The organism is Plantactinospora sonchi, from assembly GCF_036422035.1.
In the GTDB taxonomy this organism is placed as follows: Bacteria; Actinomycetota; Actinomycetes; order Mycobacteriales; family Micromonosporaceae; genus Plantactinospora; species Plantactinospora sonchi.
Window position 1 is genome coordinate 510,226 of sequence record NZ_JAZGQK010000006.1, and the last position, 20,409, is coordinate 530,634.

18 protein-coding genes, 1 tRNA gene and 1 riboswitch are annotated in these 20,409 nt (G+C 71.2%); of the genes, 11 read left to right on the top strand and 8 right to left on the bottom strand.

From position 1 onward, the window contains the following. Positions 1-4: 4 nt before the first annotated feature. Both V1633_RS08745 and V1633_RS08750 read right to left on the bottom strand, forming a co-directional pair. Entirely contained in the window at positions 5-1,825 is a 1,821-nt protein-coding gene (locus V1633_RS08745) for a class E sortase (RefSeq protein ID WP_331213675.1), read from the bottom strand. Between the two features lie 71 nt (positions 1,826-1,896). After that, the gene (locus tag V1633_RS08750) at positions 1,897-2,709 is read right to left on the bottom strand and encodes a DUF881 domain-containing protein (protein ID WP_331213676.1); all 813 of its coding nucleotides are present in this window, start codon (positions 2,707-2,709) and stop codon (positions 1,897-1,899) included. A gap of 223 nt (positions 2,710-2,932) precedes the next feature. On the opposite strand from V1633_RS08750, the gene V1633_RS08755 reads away from it, so the two are divergent. From V1633_RS08755 to V1633_RS08770, 4 genes are all read left to right on the top strand, one after another. Further along, positions 2,933-3,196 (top strand): cell division protein CrgA, encoded by a 264-nt coding sequence (locus V1633_RS08755; RefSeq protein ID WP_331213677.1) that lies wholly within the window; start codon positions 2,933-2,935, stop codon positions 3,194-3,196. A 348-nt stretch (positions 3,197-3,544) separates the two neighbouring features. Beyond that, complete coding sequence (locus V1633_RS08760; RefSeq protein ID WP_331213678.1) at positions 3,545-5,746, top strand: (Fe-S)-binding protein; 2,202 nt, start codon at positions 3,545-3,547, stop codon at positions 5,744-5,746. Between the two features lie 67 nt (positions 5,747-5,813). Beyond that, positions 5,814-7,034: a sensor histidine kinase gene (locus V1633_RS08765; protein ID WP_331213679.1), complete on the top strand. Its 1,221-nt coding sequence runs from the start codon at positions 5,814-5,816 to the stop codon at positions 7,032-7,034. Continuing rightward, complete coding sequence (locus V1633_RS08770; RefSeq protein ID WP_331213680.1) at positions 7,025-7,669, top strand: response regulator transcription factor; 645 nt, start codon at positions 7,025-7,027, stop codon at positions 7,667-7,669. The genes V1633_RS08765 and V1633_RS08770 overlap by 10 nt, the downstream gene beginning before the upstream one ends. Positions 7,670-7,700: 31 nt before the next feature. On the opposite strand, the gene V1633_RS08775 is transcribed toward V1633_RS08770, so the two are convergent. Further along, positions 7,701-8,330 (bottom strand): DedA family protein, encoded by a 630-nt coding sequence (locus tag V1633_RS08775; RefSeq protein ID WP_407951994.1) that lies wholly within the window; start codon positions 8,328-8,330, stop codon positions 7,701-7,703. Between the two features lie 252 nt (positions 8,331-8,582). Between V1633_RS08775 and V1633_RS08780 the strand changes: the two genes are divergently transcribed. The 4 genes from V1633_RS08780 to V1633_RS08795 all read left to right on the top strand — a co-directional run bounded on the left by V1633_RS08780 (position 8,583) and on the right by V1633_RS08795 (position 13,582). Then, the gene (locus V1633_RS08780; protein WP_331213681.1) at positions 8,583-9,356 is read left to right on the top strand and encodes a hypothetical protein; all 774 of its coding nucleotides are present in this window, start codon (positions 8,583-8,585) and stop codon (positions 9,354-9,356) included. Positions 9,357-9,624: 268 nt separating this feature from the next. Continuing rightward, a complete protein-coding gene (locus V1633_RS08785; protein ID WP_331213824.1) occupies positions 9,625-11,034 on the top strand; it encodes a hemolysin family protein in 1,410 nt (469 codons plus the stop codon). Beyond that, positions 11,031-12,131, top strand: coding sequence for a hemolysin family protein (locus V1633_RS08790; RefSeq protein ID WP_331213682.1), 1,101 nt, complete (start codon positions 11,031-11,033; stop codon positions 12,129-12,131). Before V1633_RS08785 ends, V1633_RS08790 begins: the two co-directional genes overlap by 4 nt. A gap of 250 nt (positions 12,132-12,381) precedes the next feature. After that, positions 12,382-12,530, top strand: a riboswitch (cyclic di-AMP (ydaO/yuaA leader). An 86-nt stretch (positions 12,531-12,616) separates the two neighbouring features. Then, on the top strand, positions 12,617-13,582 hold the full coding sequence (locus tag V1633_RS08795) for a C40 family peptidase (protein ID WP_331213683.1): 966 nt from the start codon (positions 12,617-12,619) through the stop codon (positions 13,580-13,582). 197 nt (positions 13,583-13,779) lie between these two features. Here V1633_RS08795 and dcd read toward each other — a convergent pair whose 3' ends face one another. Continuing rightward, entirely contained in the window at positions 13,780-14,358 is a 579-nt protein-coding gene (gene dcd, locus V1633_RS08800; protein WP_331213684.1) for a dCTP deaminase, read from the bottom strand. A gap of 111 nt (positions 14,359-14,469) precedes the next feature. Here dcd and V1633_RS08805 point away from each other — a divergent pair, with 111 nt between their 5' ends. Then, complete coding sequence (locus tag V1633_RS08805) at positions 14,470-15,039, top strand: pyridoxamine 5'-phosphate oxidase family protein (protein WP_331213685.1); 570 nt, start codon at positions 14,470-14,472, stop codon at positions 15,037-15,039. A gap of 33 nt (positions 15,040-15,072) precedes the next feature. Here the strand turns inward: V1633_RS08805 and V1633_RS08810 are convergent, their stop codons facing one another. Further along, positions 15,073-16,095, bottom strand: coding sequence for a zinc metalloprotease (locus V1633_RS08810; protein ID WP_407951983.1), 1,023 nt, complete (start codon positions 16,093-16,095; stop codon positions 15,073-15,075). Between the two features lie 217 nt (positions 16,096-16,312). Between V1633_RS08810 and V1633_RS08815 the strand changes: the two genes are divergently transcribed. Together V1633_RS08815 and V1633_RS08820 are read left to right on the top strand one after the other, a co-directional pair. Then, a tRNA-Gly gene (locus tag V1633_RS08815) sits at positions 16,313-16,386 on the top strand. Between the two features lie 811 nt (positions 16,387-17,197). Beyond that, a complete protein-coding gene (locus V1633_RS08820; protein ID WP_331213687.1) occupies positions 17,198-17,590 on the top strand; it encodes a hypothetical protein in 393 nt (130 codons plus the stop codon). Between the two features lie 177 nt (positions 17,591-17,767). On the opposite strand, the gene V1633_RS08825 is transcribed toward V1633_RS08820, so the two are convergent. The 3 genes from V1633_RS08825 to V1633_RS08835 all read right to left on the bottom strand — a co-directional run bounded on the left by V1633_RS08825 (position 17,768) and on the right by V1633_RS08835 (position 20,347). Then, the gene (locus V1633_RS08825; RefSeq protein ID WP_331213688.1) at positions 17,768-18,229 is read right to left on the bottom strand and encodes a tetratricopeptide repeat protein; all 462 of its coding nucleotides are present in this window, start codon (positions 18,227-18,229) and stop codon (positions 17,768-17,770) included. Between the two features lie 220 nt (positions 18,230-18,449). Continuing rightward, positions 18,450-19,046, bottom strand: coding sequence for a maleylpyruvate isomerase N-terminal domain-containing protein (locus V1633_RS08830; protein WP_331213689.1), 597 nt, complete (start codon positions 19,044-19,046; stop codon positions 18,450-18,452). 275 nt (positions 19,047-19,321) lie between these two features. Beyond that, complete coding sequence (locus tag V1633_RS08835; RefSeq protein WP_331213690.1) at positions 19,322-20,347, bottom strand: alpha/beta hydrolase; 1,026 nt, start codon at positions 20,345-20,347, stop codon at positions 19,322-19,324. Positions 20,348-20,409: the final 62 nt, after the last annotated feature.

Sequence of the window (20,409 nt, forward strand, 5' to 3'; positions counted from 1 at the left end):
CGGATCAGCCGCCCAACTCGGCCGGGCGTGGGCTGCCCGGCGTCTTGGGATCGGTCCGGACGAGCTCGGCGTGGACGATCAGCCGCTGGTAGTTGTCGAACTTGGGATTGCAGGTGGTCAGGGTCAGCATCGCCTTCGTCGGCTTCGCCCCGGGCCGGCCGGGCACCGGCGCGACGACCTCCACCTGGGACGGCTTGACGATCCGGGTCTGGGAGACGTGGTAGACGTACCAGGCGTTCTTGGACTCGACCACGATCGGGTCGCCGTTGCGCAGCTCGTCGAGGCGCCAGAAGGTGGCACGGTTGCGGTGGCCGGCGACGGAGAAGTTGCCGCGCTGTCCGGGCAGGGCGCTCTTCGGGTAGTGGCCGGGCGCGTACCGGATGTCCTTCTGGGTGACGCCCTCGACCACGACCCACTCCTTGTCGAACTTCGGAATGTAGAGCCCGGCGATCGGCTTGCCCTGGACCGGCTTGGTCGGCGAGGGGGTCGCGTTGGGGGTCGGACCGACGGTCGGGTCCGGCTCCGCCCACTGCTGGGCCAGCTCCTGGTTCAGGTCGTCCTGGTGGGCGTTGACGATGGTCGACTTGCCCCAGACCTCGTACGCCGCGAAGAGGAGCACGACCAGGCCGAAGGTGATCAACAGTTCGCCGGTGGCCCGGATGCCGGTGCGGATCCGTGATCCGAGGGTGGGACGGGTCAGTTCGGAGTAGACGCTCCGGTACCCCTCGCCGGTCTGCTCCGGCCGGAGTTGGACGACCCGCTCACCACGGCGCGGCCGCCGGTCGGCCTCCGCTGGCTCGGCCTTGTCGTCCGACTCGTCACTGGCCGCGGGCTTGGGTGGGATGGCGCCGATGAGCGCGGTCGCCTCGATGTCCTCCCGGGGGGCACGCGGCGAGGCGGGCGGACCGGCGCTCCCGCCGGATCGGCCCGACACGGTGGGGATCAACGCGGTGGCCGCCGGGTCGGAGCGCGGGGCCGCCGGGATCTTCGGGATGAAGGTGGTGGGACTGTCGACGGTCGGACCGGTGACCGCGCGCTTGTCGGCGGCGGCCGGCTCCGACCGTGGGTCGTGGAAGGCGCGTCCGTGGTTGTCCGTCGGTTCCGGGCCGGGCGTGGCGGTACTGCTCCTCGGCTCCGGCTGGCGCCACTCCGGACCGGCGGCGGGCGGCCAACGGTCGGCACCGGTCGGTGCCGTGGACTGCCACGGGTCGCGGTCGGGGCCGGCCGCGCGGGCCGCTTCCCAGCGGGCGTGGTCGGGGGCGGGATCCCAACTGTCCTGGCGGGGACCGTCCGGGTAGGCACCGGACGGGTTTCGGTGGCCCGCGCCGCCGGTGGGGCCCGGGTCCCGGTCGGTAGGCCGGCCGCCGGGCGTGGTCCGGTGGTCGTAGCCCACGGTGGCGCTCGGGGGCCGGCTGTCCGGGCCGGTGGCCCGGTGCGGCGCCCAGTTGTCCGGGCCGGCGCTCCGGGGCGGCTGCTGGTGGTCGGTCCGGGCCGCCTGTTGGTGGTCGGCTCGCGCGACCGGGGAGGTCTGCTGGTGGTCGGCCCGGGCCGCCTGCTGATGGTCGGGCCGGGGGGCCGGTGAGGTCTGTTGGCGGTCGGCCCGGGCTGCCGGGGAGGGGGGCGGCCAGGAGGCCCGGTCGGGAGTGTCGCGGGGGCGCGGTCCGGTCGGGAACGCGGTCGGATCCGCGCCGCCCGGCGGACCGTTGCCACCCTGGCGGGTTGCCGGCTCCGCCTCGGTCGGCCACTGCCCCTGGCCGCCGGACGGCAGCCCGATGGTGTCCTCGGAGTCCGACCGAGAGCTGTCCGACGGGCGAGGGATGATCATCGTCTGGTCGTCTTGGTTCGAGGCGCGGTGCCGACCGTTCCGCGCCGGATTCGGGTCGCCAGGCATGGGGCTCACTCCGGAATGACCTTCGCGGACCGCAGCCCGCCAGGACCGTCGTACGCGGGTACGGTCAATTTCGGCTCCACGGTCTCCCGGTAGCCGAGTTGGTAGTGGTCAACGGCGTCCTTGAACGACCGGACCCCCTCGGAGGCGGCGAGGGCCCGTTGCAGGGCGGCCGGGTCGCCGATGGCGGTGATCAGGAAGGGCGGCGAGTACACCCGGCCGTGCAGCAGCAGGGTGTTTCCGACGCAGCGTACCGCGCTGGTGGAGAGGATGCGGACATTCATGATCGCCACAGCCTCGGCGCCACCGGCCCAGAGCGCGTTGACCACGGCCTGTACGTCGCTCTGGTGCACGACGAGATCGTCGTTGCTGGCACCCGCCGGCTTGCTGCCGTCACTGTGCTGGGGCGCGTCGTTGAGTTCCACGCTGACGCCGGGGCCGGCCAGCGCGGTGAATCCCGCCGCCTCCCGGGTCGCCGCGGCGCGGTCCTGCTGGGCTCTGACCCTGCTGTCCGAGCCGCCGAGGGCGGCCGTCTGGCTCTCCACGGCGTCGTGGAGGGCGGCAGCCCGTTCCTGGCCCGCCGCGACCTGCTCCCGGCGTTCCTCGATGAGCTGGGCGAGCTTCGGGCGGCGGTCCTCACGCAGCGAGGTGCCACCGGCGGTGGTCGCGGTGGTGGTGAAGAGCAGTCCGGCGGCGAGGGCGATCAACGGCACCCCGATCGACCAGCCGGTCCGGCGTGGTGTGGACCGCCGGGGAAGCAGCGCGGCGACGGCCCGACGGAGTGCTTTCTGCCAGGAGGTGGCGCCGGATGTGTACTCCACCGACCCTCCCTCCGGGTACAGTCGTTAGGTCGATTATGTCCCGCTCTGCAGGGCTCTGGTCGACTATCGGCACACTCAGTCGCCGTGCCCAACCTGACCGGGGTCCGTGGCCTGAACGGGTTCTCGCGACTACGCTAGCTGTCGAACATTATTGGCCATGGACCGTCGCCCTTGCGTCCGGTTGTAGGCCGGACGAGGATCACCACCCCCTCAGGAGAGCGCCGTGCCCAAGTCCCAGGTCCGTAAGAAGAAGGTGTACACGCCGCCGACCGACGTACGACCGACGTCCACGGCGGCGACGCGTAAGCCTAGCCCGGTCTGGTTGCCGGTCACCGCGGTGTCGTTGATCGTCTTCGGCATCGGCTGGCTGGTCGTTTTCTACCTCTCTGAGATGGAGTACCCGGTCGCCACCTGGCGTTACTGGAACCTTGCGATCGGTTTCGGCGCGATGGTCGGTTCGCTGGGTCTGCTGTCCCGCTGGCGCTGAGCCCACCCGGATGCCGCTTTCCGGGGAGCCGGAGGCGGCCCGACGGGCGGGCCCGACGGCGGTACGACGACGCGCGGCGTTTCCAGGCGGTGGTGCGAGCGGCCACCCCGGGAGACCTGACCGTGGCGGGCGGCGATGCCGCGTCGGTCACCGGCGGCGGTACCGCGGTTCCCGCACGCCGGGATCCGACCTAAGGTGTGCGCAGGCGACGATGGGGTCGGCTGCGACCACGGTCACGTTACCGGCGAGTAACCTTCCCGCGTAGGCTGCACACATCGCTGCCGACGGTCGATGCACCGTCCGTCGAGGGCAGCGGACGAGTCAGGCAGCAGACGGGGAGGGCAACGCATGGGCAGCGTCCAGATCGTCACCACGGTCCTCGCGGCCGCCGTCACCGCGGTCGCGGTGTGGCTGGCGACCCGCGCGGTGCTCCGGATGGTGGCGGTGGTCCGGCTGGGACAGCCCGACGCGGAGCGCTTCACCGACCGTGGCATCCGGGCCCGGAACATGCTGGTCGAGACGCTCGGCCACACCCGGATGCTGCGCTGGAGCGTGGTCGGCGCCGCGCACTGGTTCGTGATGGTCGCCTTCGTGGTGCTCTCCCTGCTGGTCCTGGAGGCGTACTTCGAGGTCGTGACCCCGACCGGCGGACTGCCCGTGATCGGCTCCTGGACGGTCTACGGCCTGGTCACCGAGTTGATCGGCGTACTCGGCCTGGTCGGCATCCTGGTGCTGATCACGATCCGGCTGGCCAACCGGCCGGGTAACCCGGAACGCCGCTCCCGCTTCACCGGCTCGACCATGTGGCAGGGCTACTTCGTCGAGGCGGTGGTCCTCGCCGTACTGGTCTGCGGGTTCCTGATCCGGGGCTTCAAGGTCGCCACCGACCACTTCGAGTTCCCGGTCTGGGCCACCCCGGTCAGCCACGCGGTCGGCAGCCTGCTGCCGGCCTGGGACGCCGGCACCAGCGTCACCGCCCTGGTCAAGATCGCCATCTCGATGACCTGGGTCATCGTCATCGCGCTGAACGTCACGATGGGTGTCGCCTGGCACCGCTTCGCCGCCTTCTTCAACATCTTCTTCAAGCGCGAGCCGGCCCGGGCCGGCTCCGGCCTCGGCGCGCTCCGCCCGATGATGAGCCAGGGCAAGCCACTCGACTTCGAGGAGGCCGACCCGGAGAAAGACCAGTTCGGGGTCGCGCACGTCGAGCAGTTCACCTGGAAGGGCCTGCTCGACTTCACCACCTGCACCGAGTGCGGCCGGTGCCAGTCACAGTGCCCGGCCTGGAACACCGCCAAGCCGCTGTCGCCGAAGCTGCTGGTGCTGTCGCTGCGCGACCACGCGTACGCCAAGGCGCCGTACCTGCTGGCCGGAGGCGGCAAGGACGCGGCGGGTGAGGAGAAGGCGACCGAGGCGCAGCTCGCGCACCTGGACGTCCTCGCGCTCGCCGAGGGGAACCGGCCGCTGATCGGCGGGGCCGAAGACGGCGGTGTGATCGACCCGGACGTGCTCTGGTCCTGCACCACCTGCGGAGCCTGCGTCGAACAGTGCCCGGTCGACATCGAGCACGTCGACCACATCGTCGACATGCGTCGCTACCAGGTGCTGATCGAGTCCAGCTTCCCCGCCGAGGCCGGCGTGATGCTGCGCAACCTGGAGAACAAGGGCAACCCGTGGGGCGCGCCGCCGAACACCCGGGAGGACTGGACCAAGGGGCTCGACTTCGAGGTGCCCCGGGTCGGCGAGGTCGACGACTTCGAGTACCTGTTCTGGGTCGGCTGCGCCGGCGCGTTCGAGGACCGGGCCAAGAAGACCACCCGGGCGGTGGCGACCCTGCTGCACGAGGCCGGGGTCAGCTTCGCCATCCTCGGCGAGGGCGAGACCTGCACCGGTGACCCGGCCCGGCGGATCGGCAACGAGTTCCTCTTCCAGATGCTGGCCCAGCAGAACGTCGAGACCCTCAACGAGGCGTTCGAGGGCAGGGAGCCGGGCAAGCGCAAGATCGTTGCCACCTGCCCGCACTGCTTCAACACCCTCGGCAACGAGTACGGCCAGCTCGGTGGCGACTTCGAGGTCGTACACCACACCCAGCTGCTGGCCCACCTGGTGGCCACCGGCAAGCTGACCCCGGTCCAGCCGGTGGACGGTGCCCTGACCTACCACGACCCGTGTTACCTCGGCCGGCACAACCGGGTCTTCACCCCGCCGCGCGAGGTGCTCGGGGCGGCGGCCGCCGACGGGATCACCGAACTGCCCCGCAACCGGGAACGCTCGTTCTGCTGCGGCGCGGGCGGCGCCCGGATGTGGATGGAGGAGCGGATCGGCAAGCGGATCAACGTCGACCGGGTCGAGGAGGCGCTCGCCACCGGTGCCCAGACCATCGCGGTCGGCTGCCCGTTCTGCTCGACAATGCTGAACGACGGGGTCAACGGCAAGGGCGCGACCGACCAGGTCGAGGTGGTGGACGTGGCGACGGTACTGCTCCGCTCGGTCAAGCCGGCCAACCCGGACAAGTCGGCGGACGCCGTACCGGTCGAGACCGGTAGCTGACGCCGCCCCCGGCTGCGGTCGTCCCCAGCCGCCGAGGTGCGGAAAACCGCACAGGTAGCCTCCAGAGGTGTCGGCACTGTCGGACGAAGCGACCGCTGGCAGCGGTGTGGCGAGCGCCCACCACGGCCCCGGGCGGCTGCTGGGCGGCCTGGCCCGGCGCTGGCTCCGGCTCGGGGGCGGCCTCCTGCTCGGCGCGCTGACCGCGGTGGTGGAGGTGACGTACCTGCTGGGGCTCGGCTCGGTGCTGCTGGCGGCCTGGACCCGACCGCACGGACGGCAGCAGACCGTGCACCGGATCGTCGACTGGATCGAGGTCGGCGCCCGGCACCTCGCCGAGGTCGAGCGTTGGCGCCTCGCGACCTTCCTGGGCTGCGAGAACGCCGCCGACTACAGCGGTCGCCGGGCGGTGCGCTACCTCGCGCTGCGCTGGACGGTGGGTCTGCTCGGCGGCGCCGTACTGCTGCTGTTCGGGTGGGGCGTACTGGCCGGCGGGGTCTGGGTCTGGGAGGCGCTGCACGGCGAGAGCTCCCCACCGCTGCTCCTCGGCCAGTTCGTCCTCGCACTGCTCGGTCTCTTCCTGGTGGTGCAGGGCGGCCTCGGTGCCGTCGCGCTGGACCGTCGGCTGGCCCGGCGGTTCCTCGGCCCGAGTAGCCGGGAGGTGCTGGAACGGCGGATCACCGAGCTGGCCAGCAGCCGGGCCGGGATCGTCGCGGCGGTGGACGCGGAACGGCGGCGGATCGAGCGGGACCTGCACGACGGCGTACAGCAGCGGCTGGTGGCGCTCGGTCTGCTGGTCGGGCGGGCCCGGCGCAGCACTGACCCGGCGAAGGCGGCGGAGTTGCTCCGGCAGGCGCACGAGGAGACCGGACGGGCCCTGGACGAGTTGCGCGAGGTGGCCTGGCGGGTGCATCCCACCGCGCTGGACAACCTGGGGCTCGCCGACGCGCTGGCCCGGGTCGCCGAGGCCGCCGGGCTGCCGGTACGGGTCGACTGCAGGCTCACCGTCCGGCCGCCCCGGACGGTCGAGACGGCCGCGTACTTCGTGGTTTCCGAGGCGGTGACAAACGCCGCCCGGCACTCCCGGGCCGGCCGGGTCGACGTCGTGGTCCACGACGGGGAGGGAAGGTTGACGGTCATGATCACTGACGATGGTGTCGGCGGTGCCGATCCGGACGGTGGCGGACTCTCCGGGCTGGCCCGACGGGTGGCCGCCGTGGACGGCCGGTTCGAGGTGACGAGCCCGGTCGGCGGGCCGACCCGGATCCGGGCGGAGTTGCCGTGCGGGTGATCCTGGCCGAGGACTCGATCCTGCTCCGCGAGGGACTGGTCCGGCTGCTGGCGGAGGAGGGACATCAGGTCACGGCCGCCGTGGGTGACGCGGGCGCGCTACTCGCGGCCGTCGCCGCCGACCCGCCGGAGGTGGTGGTGGCCGACGTACGGATGCCGCCGACGCACACCGACGAAGGACTGCGCGCCGCGCTGGAGATCCGCCGCCGCTGGCCTGCCGTCGGGGTCCTGGTCCTCTCCCAGTACGTCGAGAAGCGTTACGCCGTGGATCTGCTGACCGACGCCGGTGGCGGGGTCGGCTACCTGCTGAAGGACCGGGTGGCCCAGGTCGGCGAGTTCCTGGACGCGCTGCTCCGGGTGGGCTCCGGCGGGGCCGCGTTCGACCCGGAGGTGGTGCGGCAACTGCTGGCCCGGACCAGCCACACCGACCCGCTGAGCCGACTCACCGCCCGCGAGCGCACGGTTCTCGACCACATGGCGCAGGGGCACACGAACGCGACCATCGCCGAGCAGTTGCACGTCTCGCAGAGCGCGGTGGAGAAACACGTGAACGCGATCTTCGACAAACTCGACCTGTCGCACGTGACCGGCTACAGCCGGCGGGTACTCGCCGTCCTGCGTTACCTCGGCGGCTGAGGGCGGTCCGGGGCTGGTGCGGCCGGTCGGGTCAGCCTCGGTGCTGACCCCGGGGTGGGCGGTTGCGCCGGACCAGTCGGGAGATCACGAACCAGGCGATGCCGAGCACGACCGCCACGATCACCACGTTCTGCAGGATGCCGGCGTACCCCTCGACCAGGTGCCAGTTCTCGCCGAGCAGGTAGCCGGCGAGTACGAAGACGGTGTTCCAGATCAGGCTGCCCAGGGCCGTGCAGATCAGGAACGTGCCGAGCGGCATCCGTTCGATCCCGGCCGGAATCGAGATCAGACTGCGGAAGATCGGGATCATCCGGCCGAAGAACACCGTGCTCTTGCCGTGCCGGATGAACCACGCCTCGGTCCGGTCCACGTCGCTGAGCTTGACCAGCGGCAGCCGGGCGATCAGGGCGCGGGTACGGTCGCGGCCGAGCAGCGCGCCGATGTAGTAGAGCGCGACCGCGCCGACCACCGAGCCCAGGGTGGTCCAGAAGATCGCCGAGGCGAGATTCATGTCGCCCTGACTCGCGGCGAAACCGGCGAGTGGCAAGATGATCTCGCTCGGCAGCGGCGGGAAGAGATTCTCCAGCGCGACCGCCAGACCCGCTCCGGGTGCACCGAGCGTATCCATCAGGTCGGTGGCCCAGCCGGCGATTCCGGTCAGCGGTGCGGGCTCGTCGGCGAGCGAATCCAGGGCACTGATCACGATTTCGACGCTAGTCGTCGTCACCTGATCAAAACCTGGGGATCGGCACCCGACGCGGTCTCGGCCACCACGGTCACGCACCGTGGTGAACCGGAGTCGGCGTCGCGCCGTACCTGTTGACGTTGCAGGCGCTGACGGCGGCCGATGGGCCGGCGTCAACCGGGGGGCCACGGACTCGAACGGCCCGAAGTGTGAGGAGGCTGGCGGCGGGTGACGGGAAACGCACCGGAAGCAACGGCGGCGGATTCGACAGGTCGGCACCGCGCTGGACGCGCCCAGGGGGCGGCCGGACAGATCGCCGGTGGTCGGCGCGGCGCGACGGGCCGGGAGCGGGGCGGTGGCCGGATCCGGCTGCTCTCGGTACTCGGGCTCGGCGTCGGAGTGCTGGTCGCCGCCGCGTCGTTCGGGCCGACCGCGGTACGTCCGCTCATCTGGGGTGAGCCTGAACCGCAGGTCGGCGTACCGGTGCACGGCAGCCGGGGCTCGACGCCGTCCTCGGCGCCGCAGCCGCCACCGGCCGTACCGGTGGCCACGCCGAGCGGGGTGGCGCCGAGCGGTACGCCGGACCCGTCGCCGAGTCCGACCCCGACGGCGTCCGCCCCGGGGGACCGGGCGACACCCACACCGTCGACCAGCCCCCGTCGACCGACCGGACCGGCCGGTACGCCGACGCCGGCCCCCGGCGGTACGACGGGTGCGCCGGTTGTGCCGCCACCACCGGCGGCTCCGCCACAGCCGGTGCTGCTCGGTCCCGACGGCCGGGACGCGCTGGCGCGGATGATCGACGGGTACTGCGACCGGCACGTCGGGGGTACGAGTTGGGCGGACCCACGCGGCGACGGCGGTTGGGAGTGCGACCGCATCCTCCTGTCGTCCCGCACCGTCGACCTGGACCTCGCCTGCCGGGACGCGTACGGCGACGGCGCCTTCCCGGACAACCCCGATCCGGGGGACGCCCACGGTTGGCGCTGCTACCGGCGTTGACGGGCGCTCACCGGGGCGCACCGCCCGCCGCCGCGCCGGCACGACGCCGGACGGGGGACGACCCGCCCGCCGGGTGACGCCGGCCGGCAGTGAGCCGACAGGTCGGTGCGTGGGCGGGTCGAGCGTCGGTCTCCGGGCGGGTCGAGCGTCGGTGCGTGGGCGGGCCGGTCGGAGGCCGGGCGGGCCGGTAGTGTGCTCATAACCGCGGGCGGGCCGCAATTCCGGCAGAGGTGAACCGACCATCGACGCCCTACTCCTGACCACGCTGCTGCCGCTGCTCGGCTTCGTCCTGCTGACCGGCGGAAACGCGTTTTTTGTCGCGGCCGAGTTCGCGCTGGTCACCGTCGACCGGGCTGAACTCGACCGGCGGGTGACCGGCGGCGACCGGCGGGCCGGCACGGTCCGCAAGGCGCTGCGGGAACTCTCCTTCCAGCTTTCCGGCGCGCAGCTCGGCATCACCATCACGGCCCTGCTCACCGGCTATCTCGCCGAGCCGGCGCTGGCCGAACTCTTCACCCCGGCGCTGCGGCCGCTCGCCGGGGAGCACACCGACCGGGTGACCCCGCTGCTGGCGCTCGCCCTGGCCACCCTGCTCTCGATGCTCTTCGGCGAACTGGTGCCGAAGAACGCCGCCCTGGCCCGGCCGATGCCGGTGGCGCTGGCCACCGCCGCGCCGATGCGGGCCTTCTCCCGTACCTTCGGCTGGCTGATCCGGGGGTTGAACAACTCGGCCAACTGGCTGGTCCGCCGGCTCGGGGTCGAGCCGCAGGAGGAGCTGGCCAGCGCCCGGTCGCCGGAGGAGCTGGGTCTGCTGGCGGCGATCTCGGCGCAGGCCGGTGCGCTGCCCCGGGAGACCGCGATGCTGTTGCAGCGGACGATCCGGTTCGGTGACAAGCGGGCCGCCGAGGCGATGACGCCCCGGGTCGACGTGGTCGCGCTGCGGGCCACCGCCTCGGTCGCCGAGCTGCTCGCGCTGGCCCGGCGGTCCGGCCGGACCCGGTTCCCGGTCTACGAGGAGACCCTCGACCTGGTGACCGGGGTGGCCGGGGTGGTCGACGCGCTCGGCGTACCGCCGGACCGGCGGGCGACCACGACGGTGGCCGCGGTCGCCCGGGAACCGGTGTACGTGCCGGAGAGCCTCGATCTCGACGGGGTCCTCGCCGCACTCCGGGCGGCCGGTGCCGACCTGGCGATCGTGGTCGACGAGTACGGCGGCACCGACGGGGTGGTGACCGTCGAGGACCTGGTGGAGGAGCTGGTCGGGGAGATCGCCGACGAGTTCGACGCCGTCGACCCGGTCGCCGTACCGAGGCCGTCCCGACCCGGCGACGACGTCGGGGGCGTCGCCGGTGACCGCAGCGGCGGCGCCGTCCGGGGGGCCGGCGGGCCGGATGCGACGGCCGCCGGGGAAATCGAGCTGACCGCGCCGGGCGGAGAGCGGGCGGTACTGGTCGACGGGGTGCTGCGCGCGGACGAGCTGGCCGAGCGGACCGGCTTCCGACTGCCCGAGGGCCCGTACGAGACACTGGCCGGCTTTCTGCTCGCCCGGCTCGGGCACATCCCGGTCGCCGGTGAGACGGTGACGGAGTCCGGCTTCGAGTTCACGGTCGTCGAGGTGGTGCGGCACCGGATCGAGCAGGTCCGGGTGGTCCGCCCGGAGGATCCGGACGAGCGATGATCAACCTGCTTATCACCACGGCGCTGCTGCTCGGCAACGCCTTCTTCGTGGGCAGTGAGTTCGCCCTGATCGCGTCCAGGCGTACCGTGATCGAGCCGCTCGCGACCCAATCCAAGCGGGCCCGCTGGGCGTTGTCGGCGATGAACCAGATCCCACTGATGATCGCCGGCGCCCAGCTCGGTATCACCATCTGTTCGCTCGGGTTGGGTGCGATCGCCGAGCCGGCCCTGGCCCACCTGCTGGAGGAGCCGTTCCACACGCTCGGGATGCCGGACCGGGCGGTGCATCCGGTCGCGTTCGTGCTCGCCCTGGCGCTGGTCGTCTTCCTGCACACGGTGGTCGGCGAGATGGTGCCGAAGAACATCACCCTGGCCGGGCCGGAGCCGTCGGCGCTCTGGCTGGGGCCGGCGATGCTGGCGTTCTGCCTGGCGACCAAGCCGCTGCTGCTGACCATGAAGTGGATCTCGGCACGGATCCTGCGGCTCTGGCGGATCGAGGCGGCCGACGCGGTGAAGACGGTCTTCACCGCCGAGGAACTCGCCGGGCTGGTCTCGCAGGCGCGTACCGAGGGACTGCTCGGCTCGGAGGAGCACGCCCGGATCACCGGGGCACTGGCGCTGCACCGGCGTACCGCCGCCGACGCGTTGCGGCCGTGGGCCGAGGTCACCACGGTCGCCGAGGACGTCTCGCCGGCCTCACTGGAGGTGCTGGCCACCCGGACCGGCCGGTCCCGGTTTCCGGTGGTCGAGCGGGCCGGCCGGCGGGTGCTGGGCTTCGTGCACGTGAAGGACATGCTCGGGTACGCCGGCGCGACGCGCCGGGCCCCGGTGCCGGCCGAACTGATCCGGCCGTTGGCCGTGGTGCCCCCGGACCGGACCCTGGCCGACCTGCTGTTGTCGATGCGCCGGGAGCGGCGGCACATGGTGCTGGTCAGCGACGGTCGCACACCGCTCGGCGTGGTCACCCTCGACGACGTACTGACCGCGGTGGTGGACGCGCCGGCCGAAACGGCCACGAGGGTGTCACCGCCTCCCGACCAGGGGACGCCTCCGGACCGTGACGCACCCTCCGACCAGGAGGCGGCGACCACCTCGTGAGCAGCTCCGGGCACGCCCCGGCAGCGCGTCACGCAGGAAATCCATCTACAGATGTCAACGCGACTGGTCTTCGGGTAACGAATCATCTCGCCGGTCCGGCGGCGCGGTGAATTGTCGATCCACTCCACACGGTGCGCGACCGGCCCGATGCGGTACGAATTAGCGGTAAGGACGGGTTGCGTTTGGATAACAGGCTTCTCTAGTGTTGGGGACCGTCGAGGCGGTGGCAGGCCGCCAGTCCGGCGACCACGTCTCGACACCGCCGAATCGTCGAAAACCAACGACTCATACGAGCCGGGGACCCGGGCACCATGGGGTGAATCCGCGCGTCAGCGGTAGGGCGAATCTCTTCCCGCCCGAACCCGTCAGCTAACCCGGTAGGCGGACTTGAGGAAGAAGGAGTACGGACCCCGGTGGCAGCCCCCGCCCCGCGGTCGTCGTCCCCGCGCCCGGTGTCAACCGGCGCCCGGACGGCGAAGACCCGCTTGCGACGGTCCATCCTCACCACCACGCTCGCCGCGATCGCCAGCGTCGCCGTGCTGTTCGTCGGCATGACGCCCGCCCTCGCCGAGCCGTCGGTCTCCGAGATCGAGAGCCAGATCGACAAGAACTGGCGCGAGCTCGAGCCACTGATCGAGAAGCACAACGCCACCCGTGAGGATCTGGCGAAGAAGAAGAAGCAGGCCAAGGCGCTGCAGGAGAAGATCGCCCCGCTGCAGAAGCAGATCGACACGGCGATGGACCGGGTCAGCGAGTTCGCCGTACAGGCGTACAAGGGCGACCGCGCGTCGATGATGAACGCCCTGCTCAGCAACAAGACCCCGAGCGCGCTCGTCGGTCAGCTCTCGGTGCTCGACCAGTTCGCCCGCCGCGAGCAGCGCGAGGTGCAGACGGTCGTCGACCTCAAGAACAAGTACGCCGAGCAGAAGGCGCCGCTGGACGCCCTGGTCATCGAACTGACCAAGACCGAGGCCGAGCAGGCGAAGAAGAAGAAGGAAATCGACGCCGAGATCGACAAGCTGCAGCGGATGCGGATCGAGGCGTACGGCAAGGGTGCCGGCGGCCCGCTGCGGCCCGCCCCCTGCCCGGCGACCTACCCCGGTGGTGACCAGGGTACGGCGGTCAAGTACGCCTGCGCACAGATCGGCAAGCCGTACGTCTGGGGCGCCGAGGGACCGGGCTCGTACGACTGTTCCGGGCTGACCCTGCGGTCGTGGGCCCAGGCCGGGGTCTCCCTGCCGCACAACGCCGCCCGGCAGTACAGCATCACCGACCGGGTCACCCGCTCCCAACTGAAGCCCGGGGACCTGGTCTTCTACTTCTCTCCGATCAGCCACGTCGGGATGTACGTCGGCGACGGCTGGATCGTGCACGCCTCCACGGCCGGCGAGCCGGTCAGAATGGCGAGAATGGACAGTGTCGGCAGCATAGCCGGCTTCGGTCGGCCCTGACGCTGGCCACGGCTCCGGCCCGGGTACACCTCGGGTCGGGGCCGTGGACGACGGCACGACGGCAGGCCCCGGTCGCGCGATGCGACCGGGGCCTGTTGTCGTCCCACCCGGTTACCGCTGTTCTTTCCCGGCGACCAGTGTCCGCGTGGCTCAGCCGGTCCACCCGTGGTTCAGCGGGTCAAGGCTCGGCGACTGGTTCAGCGGGTCGACCAGGTGCGCCAGTTCTGCCAGGAGCGGCTCGGGGTCGGGCCACGCTGACCCTGGTAGCGCGACCCGTAGACGGCCGAGCCGTACGGGTGCTCGGACGGCGACGAGAGCCGGAAGATGCAGAGCTGCCCGATCTTCATCCCGGGCCAGAGCCGGATCGGCAGGTTCGCCACGTTCGAGAGTTCCAGCGTGACGTGGCCGGAGAAGCCGGGGTCGATGAAACCGGCGGTGGAGTGGGTGAGCAGGCCCAGCCGTCCCAGGCTGGACTTGCCTTCGAGTCGGCCGGCGAGCTGGTCGCCGAGGGAGATCACCTCAAGGGTGGAGGCGAGCACGAACTCGCCGGGGTGCAGGACAAACGGCTCACCGTCCGGCACGTCGACCAGTGAGGTCAGGTCGTCCTGCTGCACCGCCGGGTCGATGTGGGTGTACAGGTGGTTGTTGAAGACCCGGAACAGCCGGTCGAGCCGTACGTCGATGCTGGAGGGTTGCACCAGCGCCGGTTCGAAGGGCTCCAGCGCGAGAGCGCCCGCCTTGATCTCGATCACCAGGTCGTGGTCGGAGAGCAGCACCGTGCCACCTTAGCGAGTCAGTGTGCGGACCAGCGTCGCGGCCGTCCCGGATGGCGGTCGGAGCCGGCGGGTCGGGTAGGTGATCGAACATGTGTTCGATAGAATGTACGCATGGCATCCTGGTCCGAATTCGCCGCTGACGAGCCCAACCTCGCCGGCGCGATCCGCGCCCTCCTCCAGCAGTACGGGCCGGGTCTCGGCTATCTGGCGACCGTGCGCGCCGACGGTGGGCCGCGCGTGCACCCGGTCTCTCCGGTCATCACCGACGACGGGCTGTTCTGCTTTGTCGTCGACTCACCGAAACGTCGCGACCTCGAACGCGACGGTCGGTACGCGTTGCACTCGTTCCCTCCGGAGGACAGTGACGACGAGGCGTACGTCGCCGGCCGGGCCCGGCGGGTGACCGACCAGGCCCGGGTCGAGCGGCTCGCCAGCAACCTGCGGGCGGCACCGCAGGTCGACTGGCGGCTCTTCGAGTTCACCGTCGACGTGGCGATGCTGGCCCGGCACGGCAGCAACGGCGCCACCCCGCTCGCCGGTGACGACGCGGCGCGGCCGGCGGTCCAGGTCTGGCTGGATCCGTCCGGCGCCACCGGGGTCAGCACCCGGGGCGGTGTCGGTTCCCGGCGGCGTGGCCGTCGCCGGGTCCTGGCCGAGGAGGAAGCGCTGCCCGCGGCCTGACGTGGCCGTGCCGGCGGGGGTCCGGATCGGCGGTCAGCGCTGCGGCTCGCGGAACGCCATCCACGCCTTCAGCATCCGGAACATCTGCCCGACGGTGAACTCCCGCATGCAGGAGTCGACCGAGTAGTCCATGAAGTTGTGGACCGGATCGCGGCCCCGCCGCATCGGGCAGCTGTCCCGCCCTACCGGGCAGCCGAAACCCGGCTCCGCCTCCGCCGGGGTGTCGTCGACGTGGTCGCCCTCGCCCGCACAGCCCTGCTGGAAGGTGTGGTAGAGGTTCAGCCAGTGCCCCACCTCGTGGGTGGCGGTGTCCCCCTCGTGGTACGGCTTCTCCTGCCCGCCGGGCAGCGACTCGGCGAGAATCACCACCCCGTCGTACGGGTCCAGCTTCCGCTCCGGGAAGGTCGCCCAGCCGAGCAGTTCGTCGGCGAGCAGCCCGGTGTAGATGTTCAGCGTCTCCTTGCCGCCGACCCGCAACGCGCGCTTCATCTGCACCTCGGCCGGGCTCTCCGAGACGATCGGATACCAGGCCGGGTTGACCACCCGGTTCACTTTCTTCAGCCGGAACCGGAACGGTGTCCAGGCTCCGCCGGTCCGACCCGCGAAGGAGTCGTTCATGACCTTGATCTGTGCCTCGATCATCGACTGCGGAATGTTGCCCCCGGCGCGGCTCCGGTCCTTCGTGACCACGTGGAAGACCACGTCGACAGTGGTCCGCATGGTCCGGTTCAGGGCTGGCGGGGCAACCCCGACCCGCTCGGCGTAGGTCGAGTCCAGCTCCCGGTCCCGCTCGGCCGCCTCCGCCGGAGTGAGCACGTTCGGCTCGACCGCGTACGGGCCGCCGGGACGGGCCTTCGCGGTGGAATGGCCACTGCCCGGGACGACGCAGTCCGAGCCGCTGGTGCCGTCCGCGAGACCACCGTCCGGCGTACCACCGGCACGGCCGGACGCGACTGCGGGCGCCACCGGCACCACCGTCGAACCGAGCAGGAGTACGAGCGCAGCGGTCGTCACGCCGAATTGGCGTACCGACCGTCGATGTGTGTGCAACGCCATTGCCTCACCCTTTGCTTCCGCACAGTGGCTGAATGGCAACTGAGAGCCACTGTTGCAAGTGGGGCGGACGTTACCCGGGCGACTGACCATTACAAACGACCAGTTCCGGCGTGGTTTTGGTGGATCTGGCCCGGACGGACAGCCTGTGCGCGGCCACGCCGGTACGGGGCCCGGTGAGTGCGCGAACGCCGCCAACCAGGTACAGTGGGGGCCGCTCGCGGGTGTAGTTCAATGGCAGAACATCAGCTTCCCAAGCTGACAGTGCGGGTTCGATTCCCGTCACCCGCTCCACAAGCTGAGGCCCAGGTCAGAGAGCAATCTCCGATCCTGGGCCTTCGCTTTGGTGGATCACTGCGCCCGGACGTCTGCGGCGCCGGGGCGGGAGGGCGCCGATCCTGCCGGTAGCCGCCTCCACCGCGACCTACCTCGTAGGAACCATCACCACAGGTCATCGAGGGCGGCGACCTGTTTTCGGAGGCGACGGGCGTCCTCCCTGGGCAGTGCGGCGATCGCGACGTCAAGAATCCAACGAACTTCCGGCGGATTGGGGCAGCACTGCATGATTCCGCAGCCAGCATTCGGGTCCCACAAGCGCCGTCCGGGGTGGCGGACAAACCAGGACCAGTCCTTGAGTGCATCAGAGACGGCCCGGTCCCACAAGCGGGCTCGCTCGAGATAGGCGACGGCCATCAGGCCCCGACGTGAGAGTCCTGGGATGACGGAGGTGGTCCCGTCGAGTGGCCGTCGGTAGGTTGAGTCAGCGCGGAGCTGCGCCGGGCGCCTACGCGGCATAGCCCTTTCGTGGAATCGGCATGCTGACCATGTTCGCACAGGCCGTTCACTGTCGGCTCGCCTCCTTCGACGGGTCGGGGTGCTGTGCGGACCGAGGCGTTACGGAAGCCGCGTGGCTGGCCGCCGTCGTGTTGGGCCTCCGGCTGGCGCCGGTCCGACCCCGGGACTGGCTTTTCCCGCCGTTTCACGGGGTCGCCGCCTGCTCGGCCTTTCCGCCGTACCCAGCCGCGTCGCGTGCCCTACCTGTGCTCTCCGGTTCGTCTGGACCCTCGGCGGACGTGATGTCGGTACAGGGCGGCACACTGCCGGCATGAGCTACGACCTTGCGGTGTGGGAAGGCACCCCTCCGGCTGACGATGTCGACGGCGGCGTTGTCTACGAGCGGCTCTACCAGGAGTTCATGGAGGACGAGGAGTTTCCCCCGACCCCACGCATCCGGGTCTACGCCGTGGCGCTGACCGAGCGCTGGGCCGAGATGACCGGCGGCGCAACGTCTGAGTGGGGCTCCCTGCTCGACGACGCGTCCGGACCGATGATCTATCTGACGATGCCCTACGGGAGATCGAGGGAGCTGTCAGCCGAGGCCGCCAGGTTGGCCGCCGAGCATGGGCTTGTCTGCTACGACCCGCAGTGGGAGCACCTACGGCCGGCCGACGAGAAGCACGAAGGTGCCAGGCCATCCACGGGCCACAAGCCGGGGTAACTCCAGGCCGGCCGAGACCGCACCGACCGGGCGGCACGCGTACCGGACCCTCCTCCGTCCAATTCCCGTCGGCAGCCTCGCCACGGGCAGGACGACTCACGGCGACGGACGGCCACGCCTGCTGGTACACGCCGATCCCGAGGCGGCTGTACCCAACCTCGGTGCCGATTCTGGCGCCTACCTGGGGGTCAACAGCTGCGTCAGCCGATCCAGGCCACCCTTGATCAGCTGCCCGTACTCGTCATCGCCAAGCGCGCCCATCCCCGCCTCCGCAACCTGGAGGTGCTCGCGCGCACGGTCGAGGTCGCCGAGCTTGCGGTAGCAGTCCGCCAGGTTGAGGTGCAGCGACGGATACAGACCGGCCACCGTCATCGGCACCCCGGCCTGGGCGATCCGGGCATCGGTGAGCAGGTCGGCCGCGGCCAACGCCCGCTGATCCCAGACCAACTCCTGGTGTACGTCGTCCTGCACGTCGGCCATCGCGTGCGCGAGGACGCAAACGTGCAGAGGATCGCCGCGCTCACCGTCGATCTCATCCCAGATCTGGGCGAACAGGTCGCGAGCAGCCTCACGCTGGCCCTGATGGTGGTGCAACTGCACCCCTTGGTTGATGCGGGCCATCGTTGCGTCGACGGTCATCGGCTGCTCCGGCGCGGCTCATCTCGGGACGATGGCACGCATCGTACTCCGCCTCGAAATCGGCAGAGCACGATGCATGCCACGACTCGCGTTTCAGGCGTCCCCCGTCGCAGGAGGGCATACCGAGGTGCAGGTGGGCTCCTCCGGTGGCCCGGTGGCCCGGTGGCCCGGTGGCTGGCGGATGGCCCGGCCGGGCACGGTCGTCGGGATCGGTGCCGGGTCAGCTCTCCCCGATGGGCGCACCATGCCATCGCCACTTTTCCCGACGGGGCTGTCCAACCAGGTCGAGACGCCCGGCGGCCCAGCGCAGCACCGTCCACGGGTCCAGGTCGAGGAGTTCGGCCGGGGTGTCCGGGAACAGTCGGGCGAGCACCCGGGCGCAGACCTCACGTGGTGCGTCGAGTTCCACACCGAGGCCCTCGGCGATGTCCTGACCGTGCACGAGTACCTCGACACACCCCATCGCGGCGAAGCCGGCGGCGTCGGCCATCCCGGTCGGGTGGTAGGCGCGTACCTGGGACGGGGTGGTGCGTACGGCCGCGACGAGGATGCCACCGCCGGTGTGGGCGAACTCCAGCACCTCGGCCGGGGTGGCGTCCGCGTCGGCGTTCGCCAGGAAACGGACATAGCGGGTGGTCGGTCGGGCGACGAGTTGGGCCGCGTAGGACATCAGCACGTCGCCCACGTGCTCGGCGGTGTGCCAGCAGTCCCACTCCAGGGAACCCGCCCGAGTGGACCAGTCCTGGTCGACGGCGGAGGCGAGCGTACCGGTCATGCTGGCGAGCGCCAGATCGAGATCGTCGGCAGTGACTGTCATTTTGCCTTTCCGGGCGTGTGCGGGACGGTGCCGACGGACCCGTCGATCCACTGTCGAGGGTGCCCGGCGTCACCGGGCCTCATGGTATTCACCGGTGTCCGGCAACGCGGGCACGAGCCGGGTACCGGATCAGCGCCAGGTGTGGGTGGCCCTGCTGTCCCGGGCGGCGCGACGGCCGTGACGCCGCCGGACGCGCCGAGGCCCCGGTGCCAGGACCGGTCCGGAGGCGGGCCTGGAAGATCCGGGTGCCGCCGGCCTGCCTCGGGCCTGGTCAATCAGCGGGTCGACACCTGCGGAGGCTGGTCCGGCACCGTCGGCGACAGGTTCGGTGCGACCGGGGCGCCGGCCGGGAGGAGGAGCCGGGCGAGCCAGTCGTTGCGGGTCCTTCGCGCGGCGGCCGAGACCCGTACCTGCGGATACAGCGCGTCGAAGCCGTGGAAGCCGCCCGCCCAGATGTGCAGTTCGGCCTGGCCGCCGGCCGCCCAGATCCTGCTGGCGTAGTTGACGTCCTCGTCCCGGAAGACCTCGGCGGAGCCGGCGTCGACGTAGGTGGTCGGCAGACCGGAGAGGTCGTCGGCGACGGCGGGCGAGACGTGGCCGGGCACGTAGGCGTCGGCGAGGTCGCCGAGCACCGCGCGCCAGCCGTACTCGTTCATCTCACGGGTCCAGACTCCGGGCGCGCCGGAGTACTGCCGGCTCGACGTGGTGATGTTGCGGTGGTCGAGCATGGGGCAGATCAGCAGCTGGGCGGCGATCGCGGGCGTGGCTCGGTCCCGAGCCATCAGGGTGACCCCGGCAGCGAGGCCCCCTCCGGCGCTGATGCCCGCGACGACGACGCGGGCGGGATCGATGCCCAGTTCGTCGGCGTGCCCAACGGCCCAGAGCAGTCCCTGGTAGCAGTCGTCGACCAGGGTCGTGCCGGTGGCCTCCGGTGCCAGTCGGTAGTCGACCGAGATCACGACGGCGCCGAACAGGTCGAGCCACTCCAGCGGGATGTCGATGTTCGAGAAGCGGTCTCCCATGATCATGCCCCCGCCGTGGATCCAGTAGACGCAGGGTGCCGGCGTGGCCGGGTCGGCTCCGGCGGGACTGAGGATCGAGAGTGGGATCCGCGTGCCGTCCGGGCTGGGGACGGTGACCTCGCGTCGGTCGACCGCGCGACCCTGCAGGAGGGTTTCGACCGGCGTCGGCGGGAGTTGGCGCAGTTGCGCGAGGATCTCGGGGCTGAGCGGGGGTGTCGGCGGCAGTTCGGCGAGAAGTGCGCGCAGCTCGCGGTCGGTGTCGGGGCGTACCGGGGTCACGTGGCGTCCTTTTGTTCGGGGTTCCGGTCCGAAGGACCGGGGAGGGAGGGAGGGGATCAGCC